Source organism: Mixta sp., from assembly GCF_024610815.1.
In the GTDB taxonomy this organism is placed as follows: domain Bacteria; phylum Pseudomonadota; class Gammaproteobacteria; order Enterobacterales; family Enterobacteriaceae; genus Mixta; species Mixta calida.
The window spans coordinates 1-13,704 of record NZ_JANION010000056.1 but is presented as its reverse complement, the minus strand read 5'-3'; the positions used below and the strand labels follow the sequence as shown (position 1 = coordinate 13,704).

Genomic DNA, 13,704 nt, shown 5'->3' with positions numbered 1-13,704 from the left:
ACTTTATCGCCCATCAGCAGCCGATCTATGAAAATCCGTCGCCGGGCAACAAGGCGGGCGGCATTACCACGCTGGAGGAAAAATCGCTGGGCTGCACGCAAAAGGCGGGCCAGAGCCAGGTGGTGGACGTGCTGAAGTATGGCGAGCGGCTGCGTCAGCCGGGCTTAAATCTGCTCAGCGCGCCGGGCAACGATGCGGTGGCGACCAGCGCGCTGGCAGGCGCCGGCTGTCATATGGTGCTGTTCACTACCGGTCGCGGCACGCCCTACGGCGGCTTTGTGCCGACGGTGAAAATCGCCACCAACAGCGAGCTGGCGGAACGCAAGCCGCACTGGATCGATTTTAACGCCGGGCCGCTGGTGCAGGGTATGCCGATGGAGAGCCTGCTGGACAGCTTTGTCGATTACATCGTCGAAGTGGCGAACGGCAAACTGACCAACAACGAACGCAACGATTTCCGCGAGCTGGCGATTTTCAAAAGCGGCGTCACGCTGTAGGCCAAAAAAAGGCGACCCGAAGGTCGCCTGCGCGCCCGCAGCGGGCGTATTGGCCGATCAAAGAAACGTTCTTTCTGACCTCGTATCCCGCGTCGATCTGTCGCGGGATTTTTATTTTCGCGTTAGCCGATATTTTTCGCCGCTTCGCGGCGCTCTTCCGCCTGGCAAACCGCCGCGGTAAACAGAATATCGGTAGAGGAGTTCAGCGCGGTTTCCGCCGAGTCCTGCAATACGCCGATAATAAAGCCGACTGCCACCACCTGCATCGCGACATCATTCGGAATGCCGAACATATTGCAGGCCACCGGGATCAGCAGCAGCGAGCCGCCCGCTACGCCGGACGCGCCGCAGGCGCACAGCGAAGCGACCAGGCTAAGCAGCACGGCGGTCGGCACATCGACATGGATGCCCAGCGTATGCACGGCGGCCAACGTCAGCACGGTAATGGTGATGGCGGCGCCCGCCATACTGATGGTCGCGCCCAGCGGAATCGAAACGGAGTAGGTATCTTCATCCAGATTCAGGCGTTTCGCCAGCGCCATATTCACTGGAATATTGGCGGCAGAGCTGCGGGTAAAGAAGGCGGTTACGCCGCTTTCGCGCAGGCAGGTAAACACCAGCGGATAAGGGTTGCGGCGGATCTGCCACCAGACCAGAATCGGGTTGAATACCAGCGCCATCAGCAGCATACAGCCGATCAGCAGCGTAAGCAGATGAGCGTAGTTCCACAGTGCCGAGAAGCCGGTTGACGCCAGAATCGACGCCACCAGACCGAAAATGCCCAGCGGCGCGCAGCGGATCACCATACGCACCACCCAGGTTACCGCTTCAGAGGCATCGTTCAGCAGCTGACGCGTAGTGTCGCTACTGTGGCGGAAGGCGATGCCCAGACCGATCGCCCAGACCAGAATGCCGATATAGTTGGCGTTCATCAGCGCGTCGATTGGGTTCGCCACCATGCTCATCAGCAGACCGTGCAGCACCTCGATAATGCCGGAGGGCGGCGTGATATCAGTCTGCGCCGCCTTCAGCGTCAGCGTTTGCGGCCAGAGATGACTGCACACCACCGCCACCACGGCGGCGAAAAAGGTGCTCAGCAGATAGAGCGCGATGATCGGGCGAATATTGCTTTTCTGCCCCTGCTTATGGTTGGCAATCGAGGCGATCACCAGCACCAGCACCAGCAGCGGCGCCACCGCCTTCAGCGCGCTGACGAACAGCGAACCCAGCAGGCCGACGGCCAGCGCCGTCTCTTTAGAGAACCAGGCAAGGGCGATGCCCGCCGCCAGGCCGATCATGATTTGTTTTACCAGACTGCCGCCAAACAGGCGCGCAATCAGCGTGGAGGAGCTTTTTACCATCGTCAGAACCAGTCTTTGTTATCGTTACCGAGGCCGCCTCGCGAGACGACAAAACGGCATGTGTGTTTGCCGGGGGGAGTATAAGGAAATGCGATGGCAGGAAAAGCAGAAATTCTTGCTTTCCGCGCTGGATCATCTTTTTTTATTTCTGTGTAACCGAACTGTGATAGTGATTACATTTAATACACCGGTTTAATACAACATTATGAGCGGGGCGCAGCGCGCCCCGCGGCATATTATTTTGTCAGCTGTTTACGATCATTTTTTCGGTTAACCAGGGCGTTGATTAGCAGCGTCAGGCCAAGAATGGTGCCGACTACGCTCAGCGAAACCGAGACGGGGATATGCCAGATATCCACGATCAGCATCTTGATGCCGATAAACACCAGCACAATCGCCAGGCCATATTTCAGCATCGAGAAACGCTCCGCCACGCCTGACAGCAGGAAATACATGGCGCGCAGGCCGAGAATGGCGAACAGGTTCGAAGTCAGCACGATAAAGGGATCGGTGGTGACGGCGAAGATCGCCGGAATGCTGTCGACGGCGAAGATTACGTCGCTCAGCTCAACCATAATCAGCACCAGCAGCAGCGGCGTGGCGTACAGCAGCCCGTTGCGACGCACAAAGAACTTTTCGCCTTCGATATTATCGGTCATGCGCAGATGGCTGCGCAGCCAGCGCACAACCGGCTTATCGCCTACCGAGTTTTCATCATCCTCTTTGCTGAAGGCCATCTTAATGCCGGTCAGCAGCAGGAAGGCGCCAAACAGGTAGAGGATCCAGCTGAATTGCGTCACCAGCCAGCTGCCGGCGAAGATCATAATGGTGCGCAACACGATAGCACCCAGCACGCCGTAGATCAGCACGCGGCGCTGGTAGGCGGGCGGGACGGCGAAATAGCCGAACAGCATCAGCCAGACGAACACGTTATCTACCGCCAGCGCCTTTTCCAGCACGTAGCCGGTTAAAAACGCCATGGTTTGCGTATTCGCCATTTCACGGCCGGCGGAGCCGTCGAGATACCACCAGAACGCGGCGGCGAAAAGCAGCGAAACGGAGACCCAGACCAGCGACCAGGCGGCGGCCTGTTTAAGCGTCATGGTTTGCGCGCCGCGCCGCCCCTGTAAAAAGAGATCGATCGCCAGCATGAGCAGTACGACAACGGAAAAGCTGCCCCAAAGTAATGGAGTACCAACGGTTTGCATAAACATATCCTGTCAATAAACAAAAAACGGCCAACGTCGGAAGACGCCAGCCGCTCTGTTTGCTGCAAGCAAAGCCTCGCCTTCCGGCAAGGTCTCACTTACAACCAGAATCACATTCCGGATTGCCCGATGACCGGATGCGTAACGCATCGTAGTGACGATCGATCGGCTTACAAGTTACTCCCCTTTGCTGAGGCAAAAGATAGTAGGGCGCGCCTAAATAAGCAACGACGGAAAGACATATTTAGAAATATTTACACACGCTTTATGGTGTTTCCCGGTCGGCCGGGAAAACCACGCCGGTTTGCCGCCGGATCTCCGTCAGCCAGCGCGCGGTGCTGAGCGACAGCGCCAGTCCGGGATGCTCGACCTGGCGCTGTGAGACCAGCTCAACAAAGTGCTGCGCTTCATAACGCATCGTGTTGCTGTGCTGCGGCTGCGTCAGATCCTGCGGCTGACCGCCGCGCGGCATAAATACGACGCGCTGGCTTTCAGAAAGCTTTTCAATCACCAGCGATCCCTCTTCGCCCTGAATTTCACTGGGGATATGGGAGTCGCTGACCTTGGAGTGCAGCAGCGTCACGTCGAAATCACCGTAGTCCATGATCACCGAACCGTGCCCGTCAACGCCGCTCTCCAGCAGCGTCGCCTGCGCCTGAACACGCAGCGGATCGCCCCAGAGCGCCAGCGCGCTGGCGAGGCTGTAGTAGCCGATATCCATAATCGACCCGTTGGACCAGCGCGGTTCAAAGGTGTTGGGTCGTTCGCCGTTGAGGTAGCGCGGGTAACGGGATGAATACTGGCAGTAGTTGAACAGCGCTTTGCGCAGCCTGCCGATTTGCGGCAGCGCCTGACGCAGCGCCAGGAAATTGGGCAGGCTGGCAGTTTTAAAGGCTTCAAACAGCACCACGCCGTTTTCGCGCGCGCAGGCGATCATCTGTTCCGCTTCGTGCAGGTTGGAGGCCAGCGGCTTTTCGCAGATCACATGCTTTTTATGGCGTAAAAACAGCAGCGCCTGTTCGCAGTGCAGGGCGTTAGGGCTGGCGAGATAGACGGCGTCAATTTCATCGGAAGCGGCCATCTGTTCCAGCGAAAGAAACAGATGCGCGACGCCGTAATCCTTGTTAAAAGCCTGCGCCTGCTCCAGCGTGCGCGAGTAAACCGCCGTCAGCGTCATGGCGCCGGTTTGCTGCGCGGCCTCGACAAACTGCCGGGTAATCCAGTTAGTGCCTACAATAGCGAAGCGAATCATAAGTCAGTCAGGCTCCTGATCCTTAGCGAAGAGATGCAGAGTAACATGTGCGGCGGTTCGTGCAATGACAACACCGCGCAGGCGATTTGATCCTGCGATCCGCCTTCCAATATGATGGTGCTTCGCCTGAATTCAGGGAACCGCAACAGAAGGATGCGATGTGAGCAGCAGTAAACATGTACTGAACTGGACCAGCATTATGGTCGCGATCCCGGTCGGCTGTGCGGCATCGCTGGTGACGCTGGGCTTTCGACACCTGATAGCGCTGATCAACCAACTGCTGTTTCACAGTGACCGCGACATTACCGTGGCGATAACCGCCTGGCCCTGGTTTTTCTGGCCGTTGCTGGTCGGCGCAGGTGGAGTGATCGCAGGTTTTTTTCTGCGCTATGCCACCTCGCTGGAGCGCCAGCAAACCAGCAAGACTGACTATCTCGACGTGATTAACGCGCGTCTCGACGTCGTGCCGACTAAAACCTCGCTGTTCCGCGCGCTATCATCCATCGCCAGCATCGGCAGCGGCGCGTCGGTGGGGAAAGAGGGGCCGATGGTGCAGCTTTCCGCGCTCTGCGGCAGCCTGATGGGGCGCTTCTGCTTTAAATGCACCACGCTCAGCAACAGCGAGATCGTCGCCATGGCCGCCGCCGCCGGGCTGGCGTCGGTTTACCACGCGCCGCTCGCCTCGGCGATTTTCGTCGCGGAAATCGCCTTCGGCATTACTGCGCTGCAACGGTTGATTCCGCTGATTATCGCGGCGGCGACGGCGGTAATGACCATGTGGTCGCTCGGCTACCGCAACGCGCTTTACCCCTTTGCCGAGGTACAGTTTCAACTCAGCCCGACCACACTGCTGCTGACTGTGGCGATCGGCCTGCTGGCCGGCCTGCTGGGCTGGGCGATGCTTACGCTGATCGGCCGCAGCAGGCAACTCTTTGCAAAAGTAAAAAGCCTGCCGCTGCGCCTGGGGCTGGGCGGCGTGCTGGTGGGCGCGCTGGCGATCGTCTCCACCGATATTCTCGGCAACGGCTATGAAGTGATCGTCAATATTATGGCGGGACGCTATCTGCTGCCCGCGCTGGCGCTGCTGCTGCTGTTGAAAATGGCGGCCACGGCGCTGTCGGTGGGATCGAATGCGGTCGGCGGGCTGTTTACGCCTTCGCTGCTGGTGGGCGCGCTGCTGGGCGTGATCCTCGCCACGCTGGCGCTACAGGCGGGGCTGCCGATTGGCAACGCGCTGCTGTTTGCCGTGGTCGGCATGGCTGCGATGCTGGCGGCGGTCAGCCAGGCGCCGCTGATGGCGATGCTGATGGTGCTGGAAATGACGCTGAACAGCAGCCTGCTGTTTCCGGTGATGATCGCCAGCGTGCTGGCGGCGATGCTCGCCTGGCGTTTACAGGCCGCCAGTACCTATCCGGTGGTGACGCAGCATTTTAACCGCGCCGACGCCAAGCTCGATTTTGATAATGGCGTTATCGAGCAGTTTATCGTGCCCGGCGCGGCGTTGCAGCCGCATGAGTCGGTTGGCCGCGCGCTGGCGGTCAGCTCGCTGAAGAAGGAGCGCTATGTTTACGTGATCAACGATCTGGGCCACTTTCTCGGCGCGGTGTCGATTCACGATATCTCGCGTAAGATCCTCGATCGCGAGCTGACGCTCGATTCGCCGGTAATTTTGGTAATGGACGGCCAGTTTCCCTGCGTGTTCCGCAATCAGACCATTCGCGAGGGATGGGAGGCGTTCGCGCAGGTCACGCTGGAGCGCCTGCCGGTGCTGAATAATCCGCAGGATCGTAAATACCTCGGCGCGTTGACCAAAACCAGCCTGATAAGAAAGGCGAAAGATTTTATCTGACTTAACCGGCGTTGCCTTGTAGCGCCTGGTGCGTCAGCCACAGCCGGGTGTCGAACTCCAGCTGATGATAATCCGGCTCCATATGGCAGCAGAGCTGGTAAAACGCCTTGTTATGATCCTTTTCTTTAATATGCGCCAGCTCATGCACCACGATCATGCGCAAAAACGCTTCCGGCGCCTGACGGAACAGGCTGGCGACGCGGATCTCCGCTCTCGCTTTCAGCTTGCCGCCCTGAATCTGCGACACGGCGGTATGCAGGCCGAGCGCATGTTTTATCACGCGGATTTTGCTGTCGTAGATCACCTTATTCAGCGGCGCCGCGTTGCGTAAATAACGGTTTTTCAGCGCCAGCGTATAGTCGTACAGCGCTTTATCGCTGGTGACGTTGTGCATATCGGGGTAGCGTTTTTCCAGCACCTCGCCGAGGCGCTGTTGATCGATAAGGGTCTGCACCTGGCGCAGCAGCGTGTCAGGATAGCCCTGAAGATAAATTAACGATGACATGACGCGACTCGAATAAAAAGGCAGTATACTGCGCCCCCGCTTTCGGGGCGAAAAGATGCGCAATAGTACCACGCCGAGGAATCCATGAGCCAACCAGAACTGAGCCAACGCACCCTGACCTTACACCGCTTCCCGCGCATGCAGGAAGAAAACCCGCTGCAGGCGTGGGACGCGGCGGATGAATATCTGTTGCAGCAGGCGCTGCCTGCGCCGGAGCAAGGGCCGCTGCTGGTATTCAACGACAGCTTCGGCGCGCTCGCCTGTACGCTGGATCGCCCGCTGTACAGTATCAGCGACTCATGGATTAGCCAGCAGGCGACGCGGCAAAACCTGCGCGACAACGAGCTGGATGAAGATCGCGTGGTGCTGCTCGACAGCCTGGCGCCGCTGCCCGCCGCGCCCGCCTGCGTGCTGATTAAGATACCGCGCACGCTGGCGCTGCTGGAGCATCAGCTGCGTCAATTGCGCGATGTGGTGACGCCGGAGACGGTAATAATCGCCGGCGCGCGCGCGAAGGATATCCATACGTCTACGCTGCAACTGTTCGAACGCATCCTCGGCCCGACGAAAACCTCGCTGGCGTGGAAAAAAGCGCGGCTGGTTTACAGCACTTACGCCGCCCCGACGCTGAAGCCTCAGCCGGAGACCCTGAGCTGGCCGCTGGACGACACGCCGTATCAGATCCATAACCACGCTAACGTCTTTTCACGCAGCGGACTGGATATCGGCGCGCGCTTTTTTATGCAGCATCTGCCTGATAACATCAACGGCGAAATCGTCGATCTCGGCTGCGGCAACGGCGTGATTGGCCTGATGGCGCTGGAGATGAACCCGCAGGCGGAGGTACATTTCTTTGACGAGTCCTGGATGGCGGTCGCCTCCAGCCGGATGAACGTAGAGATTAACCGGCCGCAGGATATGGCGCGCAGCCATTTTCAGGTGGGCAATGCGCTGAGCGGCTTTCCGGCCGACCGTCTGCATGCCGTGCTGTGCAACCCGCCGTTTCATCAGCAGAGCGCGGTCACCGATCATATCGCCTGGCAGATGTTCCGCGATGCGCGCCGCTGCCTGCAATATGGCGGCGAACTGCGCATCGTCGGCAACCGCCATCTCGATTATTACCGCAAAATGAAGAAGCTGTTCGGCAACTGCACGCTGATCGCCTCCAACAAAAAGTTTGTGGTGCTGCGATCCGTTAAGCTGCGCTGATGTGCTGATGTGCTGATGTGCTGATGCGGCAGCCCGTCGACCGGTTGATCGGCGTGCCGCCTACAGCGCCAGCGCCAGCCGGGTGCCCTGCGCGATAGCGCGGCGCGCATCCAGCTCCAGCGCGACGTCCGCGCCGCCGATAATATGCACTGGCTTGCCTGACGCTTCCAGCGGCGCGGCCAGCGCCCGGTTTGGCTCCTGTCCGGCGCAGATAATGACCTGATCCACCGGCAGCGTTATCGCATGGCCGTCGCGCAGTAAATGCAGCCCTTCGTCGTCGATACGCTGATACTGCACGCCTCCCCACATCTCCACGCCGCGCGCCAGCAGGCTGTTCCGATGAATCCAGCCGGTAGTTTTCCCCAGCCCGGCGCCCGGTTTTCCCGCCTTGCGCTGCAACAGCCAGATCTGACGTAGGCTCGGCTGCGGCTGCGCGCGCGTCAGGCCGCCCCGCTGTTGCAGCGTCCGATCGATGCCCCATTCGCGGCAGAAGTCGGCGCTCTCCAGGCTGTCGGCGCGGTCGCTGTGGCTGAGGAAGCTGGCGGTATCAAAGCCGATGCCGCCCGCGCCGATAATGGCGACGCGCTGGCCGACCGGTTTTTTATCGCGCAACACATCCAGATAGCTCAGCACCTTGGGGTGATCGACGCCTTCGATCGCCGGCAGGCGCGGCACAATGCCGGTTGCCAGCACGATCTCGTCAAAATCGCGCAGCATACCTGCGTCGGCGCGGCAGTTCAGCCGTACGTCGACGTGCAATAGCGCGAGCTGGGTGCGGTAGTAGCGTAGGGTTTCGTTGAACTCCTCTTTGCCGGGGATCTGGCGCGCCACGTTAAACTGGCCGCCGATGTCTGCGGCGGCGTCAAACAGCGTGACGCGATGGCCGCGCTGCGCGGCGTTGACGGCGAATGCCAGCCCGGCGGGCCCAGCGCCCACTACCGCAATACTTTTCCGCACCGCAGCAGGCGACTCCGGCATCAGAGTTTCATGGCAGGCGCGCGGGTTCACCAGGCAGGAGGTGACTTTGCCGGCAAAAATCTGGTCGAGACAGGCCTGATTGCAGCCGATGCAGGTATTAATTTCAGCGGCCCGGCCCGCCTGCGCCTTACTGACAAAGGCGCCGTCCGCCAGAAAAGGACGCGCCATCGAGATCATATCTGCGCAGCCGTCATCCAGCAGACGTTGCGCCACCTCCGGCTGGTTGATGCGGTTAGTGGCGATCAACGGCAGCGTCACATGCTGGCGCAGCGTGCGCGTGACCCAGCCGAACGCGGCGCGCGGCACCGAGGTGGCGATAGTGGGAATGCGCGCCTCGTGCCAGCCGATGCCGGTATTGATCAGCGTGGCGCCTGCCGCTTCGATCGCCTGCGCCAGTTGAATGGTCTCCTCCAGCGTATTGCCCTCCGGCACCAGATCGAGCATCGACAGGCGGTAGATAAGAATAAAATGGGGACCGGTCGCCGCGCGCACCGCCTCGACGATCGCCAGCGCAAAGCGCATCCGACGGGTAAAATCGCCGCCCCATTCATCGCTGCGCTGGTTGGTGCGCGCCGTGAGGAACTGATTGATCAGATAGCCTTCGGAACCCATGATCTCCACGCCGTCATAGCCCGCCTGCTGCGCCAGCGACGCACAGCGGGCGAAATCGGCAATCAGCTGGACTATCGCCTCATGCGTCAGCGCCTGCGGCGTAAAGGGATTAATCGGCGCCTGTAGCGGCGAGGGCGCGACCAGTGCAGGCTGATAGCTGTAGCGTCCGGCGTGCAGGATCTGCAGCGCGATCTTACCGCCGTGCTGGTGAACCGCATCGGTCACAATGCGATGATGGGGCAGCTGTGCTTCACTGTTCAGCACCGAGCCGCCCGCTGTCACCACGCCTTCCGGCGAAGGGGCGATGCCGCCGGTGACAATCAGCGCCACGCCGTTTGCGGCGCGCTCGGCGTAAAAGGCCGCCAGCCGCTCCGGCCCGTCGGGCCGCTCCTCCAGACCGGTATGCATCGAGCCCATCAGCACGCGATTCTTAAGCTGGATAAAGCCAAGATCGAGCGGATCAAAAAGCGAAGGCGTGATCGACATAGGCTGCTCACCTGAATGTTAATCTTTTGTTGGTGGTCGGATGAGTTGACTGTAGCGATCGCGTACAGAAAGGAAAGCGGTGGAGCGTCAGGCTGTGAGATATATCAAAAAAGCAGGCCGCCCGCTGTTGCCTCAGCGGGCGGGATAAACAACATGGCGGCTTTAATTCAGATTTAGCGCCTTCAGCCGCGCCAGCAGCATCGTTTCCAGCACCTGAACCTCATTGACGACATCCTGACAGAGTGCGTCGATCAGCCGATCCTCGCGGCGGCTGTTTTCCAGCTGCTGACAAAGCGCCTCCAGCCGCTCGGCGTTCAGCAGCCGCGCGCCGCCTTTCAGCGTATGCGCCAGCGTGGTGAGCTCATCGTGTTGACGACACGCCAGCAGTTTCTCCGCTAGCTGCCGGTGGCTTTCGATAGCGCTTTCAATCAGTCTGGCACAGGCGGCGGGATCGACCGCGCTCAGCTGATCGAGCAGACCGTTGCCGAGAGCCGCGGGCGCGCCGCCGGGCACCGACATTGAGATAAAGCTCCTCAGCGTTTCGATATTGGCAGGTTTAAACAGGCAGCAGTTCATGCCAGCCTCCAGGCAGCGCTGCTGGATCGCTTTTTCCGCCGAGGCGGTCAGGCCGACAATGACGACCGGCTTAATACCCAGTTCCGCCTCGCGCTGGCGCAGCAGACGCGTAAAGGCGAAGCCGTCCATACCCGGAATATTGCAGTCGGTAATAATCAGGTCGAAGCGGTTTTTCTGCTGTTCCCACAGTTCAAGCGCCTGCGTCGCCCGCTCGGTTTCCGTCACCTCATGGCCCAGCCAGGTGAGCTGCTGCGCCAGCAGCAGACGGTTGGGTGCGTGATCTTCCACAATCAGGATCCGTCGCGCGCTGTTGTCGACGGGCTGCCTGACGTCGGCATCGGCGGACATGCACGGCTGGCAAAGCGGCGCAGTAAAGCGGAACAGAAACACCGAGCCTGCACCGGGTTCGCTTTCTACGCTGATTTCGCCCCCCAGCAGGCGCGCCAGATGGCGGCAGATGCTCAGGCCCAGCCCGGTGCCCGCCTGCTGACTCAAACGATCGCCCGCCTGCACGAACGGCTCAAAAATTTTATGCAGATCGTTAGGGCTAATGCCGCAGCCGGTATCGCTAATGCGTAGCAGATAGCTGCCGCGATCGCTTTCCAGCGCGACGTCCGTTTGCTGCAACAGCGCGATCTCCACTTCGCCGACGCGGGTAAACTTGAGCGCGTTGCTCAGCAGGTTGGCCGCGATCTGATTAAACATCGTCGCGTCAGTGAGGACGCAGGGATTTTCAACGGCGATCAGCTTGTTGAAGCGCAGGCCGAGCGCGTCCGCCTTACTGTGAAACAGCGTAAACAGCTGTTCGACAATGGTGACAAGGTTGACATTGGTCGGCTCCGGCTGAAAAACGCCTGACTCGATTTTCGACAGATCCAGCACATTGCCGATCAGGCTTTGCAGCGCGGTGGCCGACTCATAGGCGGCGGTAATATTCGGGCCGAGCGGCCGCGTTGAACGACGTATCTCCAGCTCCAGCAGGCCGATGATCGCATGGAGCTGCGTGCGGATATCGTGGCTGGTATTAGCCAGAAAACGGCTTTTAAATTCGTTCGCGCGATCCGCTTCCTCTTTCGCTTTTTCCAGCGCGGTAAGCAGCTCATAGCGCTCGGTGATATCCAGCCAGCCGCCGATGATGCCGACGATATTGTCAGCGTGATCGCGATAGGGCAGCGCCCAGTGCAGCGTATAATAATCACGGCCCTGATAGCGCAGCTTAAGATCCTGCACCAGCGGCTCGCCTTCCCGAAAGGTTTGCGTATAGATCTCCTGAAACGGCTGAGCCGCTTCGAAATCCGCGGGAAGCTCTTCCAGCGTGGAGCCAAGCAGCTGCTCGCGCGGACGCTGTAGAAAATCGACGTAGGCCTTGTTGCAGTGTTGCAGCCGCATCTGTCGGTCGCGCACGTACATCACCACCGGCGACTCGTCGAACAAGGTATTGGTGAAGGTTAACTGGTTTTTCAATGCCTGTTCGACGCGAGTGCGCTCGCGGATTATTCGCTGTAAATGGCGATTCCAGAGCAGCACCAGCAGAGCGACCAGCCCGACCGCCAGCACAATTTTAATCAGCAGGCTGTTATAGTAGGGCCACCCGCTGCCGCTGGCGGTCTGATGGGCGTTCTGCCAGCGCAACACGATTTTTTCCTGCGTAATGCGTGAAATGCCCAGCAGTGCTTTATTGATGATATGCATCAATTCGCTGTTTTCACGTGGCGTCGCCATAACGTAGCGGGCGGGCGCGTCGCCCACTGTGCGGATGATGCGCAGCAGGCCGGGATAATTGTTATTGAGCTGATAATCGGCCACCAGCTTGGGCTGAATAATCGCGTCGACTTCACCCTGCGCCAGCAGGTCGAACGCCTGCTGCGCGTTATCGACCAGCTGAACCTTATAGCCGGGATAGTGCCGCTTCAGCCACTCCAGCATCGGACTTTTTCTTTCCATCGCCAGCAGCTTGTCGCGCAGCTGAGAGAGTGATGCCGTCGCTGCCCCGTGGTTGCGCTGCACCATCACCCAGGGCGTAACGATATAAGGGCGCGAATAGATCAGTGCCGGATCGGGCTTTTCGGGCGCCAGCTCGGCGGGATAAAGTACCAGCGGATTGCTGCCGCCATTCTGGTCGACCCAGGTAAACGTAAAGCCGGCCCGTTCGCCGATCAGCCGCAGGAATTCGGCGTCGATGCCTTCTGGCTCATTATCATGACCGCTAATCGACAGCGGCGGCGCGCCGTGATTCAGCTTGACGGGAATCCTGGGATGCTGCTGCAGCCAAAGCGCATCTTCCGCATTTAGCATTAATGGATTCGCCTTCTGAACAAACGACGAATCAAGCCCCCAACGGGCGATGATGCGCTGGCGGCCAGACAGCGGAATATTTTGCAGCACGATATCTAAGGCCTGAGCCAGCTGCGGCTGCGTGGCGGACACGCCGAATGAGAGGTTCATGTCGGGAATGGAATAGTTAGCGGTCAGGCTAATCAGGCTGCCGTAGCCGTAGCGGCGCAGGAACTCAATGCTGGCGGCACTGCCCCACATGGCGTCAGCCTGGCCGAAGGCGACGGCGGCGAGTGCCATTTCCGGGCTGCGGTAATGCTGCAGGCGCATATCGGGAAAATGACGCTGCAGCTGTTGCGTAAAGGCGGGGGCGTTGGCCCAGGCGAGTACCGGCTGGCCATTGCGCTTAAAGCCGAGCAGTGAACGATCGTGCTGAATAATGACCGGATAGTCGAGCAGCCAGGGCGTGGTGGCAATCACGCCGTCGGTGCCATAAAGATGCGGATTATAAAAAGCGATCATATCCAGCTGCTGCTTTCTCAGCGCCTGCAGGGCGTCGGCCGGCGTATCGTAAGCGATGAGCTGCAGTTCTATGCCCAGCATTCTTTTTAGCGCGCTCAGATAATCGGCGGCAATGCCCTCAAATTTATCGGACTCCATATTATGATAAACCGGCGGTCGCGGCGGCCCAGGGATACCGACGCGTAACAGCGGCGGTAAAACGAAATTTTTTAATCCTTTAACCTCTTCTTTTTGCGGTACGACAATGTCCGCGTTGACCTGAAGGGTTAATTCATGCGGCTGCGCCAGAGCCGTTAAGGTAAAGAGGAATAAAAAGATATAAAAGTATAAATTTCTTATCGTCATTAATCCTTCCCTGATAGTTCAGCATAGTAA

Annotated in this window: 8 protein-coding genes and 1 pseudogene; 3 read left to right on the top strand and 6 right to left on the bottom strand. The window is 59.4% G+C overall.

From position 1 onward, the window contains the following. Positions 1 to 497 (top strand): annotated as a pseudogene (locus MYY08_RS03330) (UxaA family hydrolase); the annotation flags it as partial. Between the two features lie 122 nt (positions 498 to 619). On the opposite strand, the gene sstT reads toward MYY08_RS03330, so the two are convergent. From sstT to MYY08_RS03315, 3 genes are all read right to left on the bottom strand, one after another. Next, positions 620 to 1,858, bottom strand: coding sequence for a serine/threonine transporter SstT (sstT, locus tag MYY08_RS03325; protein ID WP_084970635.1), 1,239 nt, complete (start codon positions 1,856 to 1,858; stop codon positions 620 to 622). A gap of 236 nt (positions 1,859 to 2,094) precedes the next feature. Next, positions 2,095 to 3,066 (bottom strand): TerC family protein, encoded by a 972-nt coding sequence (locus tag MYY08_RS03320; RefSeq protein ID WP_038624007.1) that lies wholly within the window; start codon positions 3,064 to 3,066, stop codon positions 2,095 to 2,097. A 265-nt stretch (positions 3,067 to 3,331) separates the two neighbouring features. Continuing rightward, the gene (locus tag MYY08_RS03315; protein WP_084970636.1) at positions 3,332 to 4,318 is read right to left on the bottom strand and encodes a Gfo/Idh/MocA family protein; all 987 of its coding nucleotides are present in this window, start codon (positions 4,316 to 4,318) and stop codon (positions 3,332 to 3,334) included. A gap of 160 nt (positions 4,319 to 4,478) precedes the next feature. Here MYY08_RS03315 and MYY08_RS03310 point away from each other — a divergent pair, with 160 nt between their 5' ends. Beyond that, positions 4,479 to 6,167, top strand: coding sequence for a chloride channel protein (locus tag MYY08_RS03310; protein ID WP_038624011.1), 1,689 nt, complete (start codon positions 4,479 to 4,481; stop codon positions 6,165 to 6,167). 1 nt (position 6,168) lies between these two features. Here the strand turns inward: MYY08_RS03310 and MYY08_RS03305 are convergent, their stop codons facing one another. Next, positions 6,169 to 6,672, bottom strand: a complete 504-nt coding sequence (locus MYY08_RS03305; protein ID WP_038624013.1) for a M48 family metallopeptidase — start codon at positions 6,670 to 6,672, stop codon at positions 6,169 to 6,171. An 84-nt stretch (positions 6,673 to 6,756) separates the two neighbouring features. Between MYY08_RS03305 and rlmG the strand changes: the two genes are divergently transcribed. Further along, complete coding sequence (gene rlmG / locus MYY08_RS03300) at positions 6,757 to 7,881, top strand: 23S rRNA (guanine(1835)-N(2))-methyltransferase RlmG (protein WP_038624015.1); 1,125 nt, start codon at positions 6,757 to 6,759, stop codon at positions 7,879 to 7,881. Positions 7,882 to 7,941: 60 nt separating this feature from the next. Here rlmG and MYY08_RS03295 read toward each other — a convergent pair whose 3' ends face one another. Both MYY08_RS03295 and MYY08_RS03290 read right to left on the bottom strand, forming a co-directional pair. Beyond that, complete coding sequence (locus MYY08_RS03295; protein ID WP_038624017.1) at positions 7,942 to 9,957, bottom strand: NADPH-dependent 2,4-dienoyl-CoA reductase; 2,016 nt, start codon at positions 9,955 to 9,957, stop codon at positions 7,942 to 7,944. Positions 9,958 to 10,119: 162 nt separating this feature from the next. Then, a complete protein-coding gene (locus MYY08_RS03290; protein WP_438804458.1) occupies positions 10,120 to 13,467 on the bottom strand; it encodes an ATP-binding protein in 3,348 nt (1,115 codons plus the stop codon). Positions 13,468 to 13,704 lie beyond the last annotated feature (237 nt).

What these genes read in the sequence shown, in the direction of transcription:
- sstT (WP_084970635.1), bottom strand. Translation starts at nt 1,858, where the DNA reads ATGGTAAAAAGCTCCTCCACGCTGATTGCGCGCCTGTTTGGCGGCAGT.
- MYY08_RS03320 (WP_038624007.1), bottom strand. Translation starts at nt 3,066, where the DNA reads ATGCAAACCGTTGGTACTCCATTACTTTGGGGCAGCTTTTCCGTTGTC.
- MYY08_RS03315 (WP_084970636.1), bottom strand. Translation starts at nt 4,318, where the DNA reads ATGATTCGCTTCGCTATTGTAGGCACTAACTGGATTACCCGGCAGTTT.
- MYY08_RS03305 (WP_038624013.1), bottom strand. Translation starts at nt 6,672, where the DNA reads ATGTCATCGTTAATTTATCTTCAGGGCTATCCTGACACGCTGCTGCGC.
- rlmG (WP_038624015.1), top strand. Translation starts at nt 6,757, where the DNA reads ATGAGCCAACCAGAACTGAGCCAACGCACCCTGACCTTACACCGCTTC.
- MYY08_RS03295 (WP_038624017.1), bottom strand. Translation starts at nt 9,957, where the DNA reads ATGTCGATCACGCCTTCGCTTTTTGATCCGCTCGATCTTGGCTTTATC.
- MYY08_RS03290 (WP_438804458.1), bottom strand. Translation starts at nt 13,467, where the DNA reads ATGGAGTCCGATAAATTTGAGGGCATTGCCGCCGATTATCTGAGCGCG.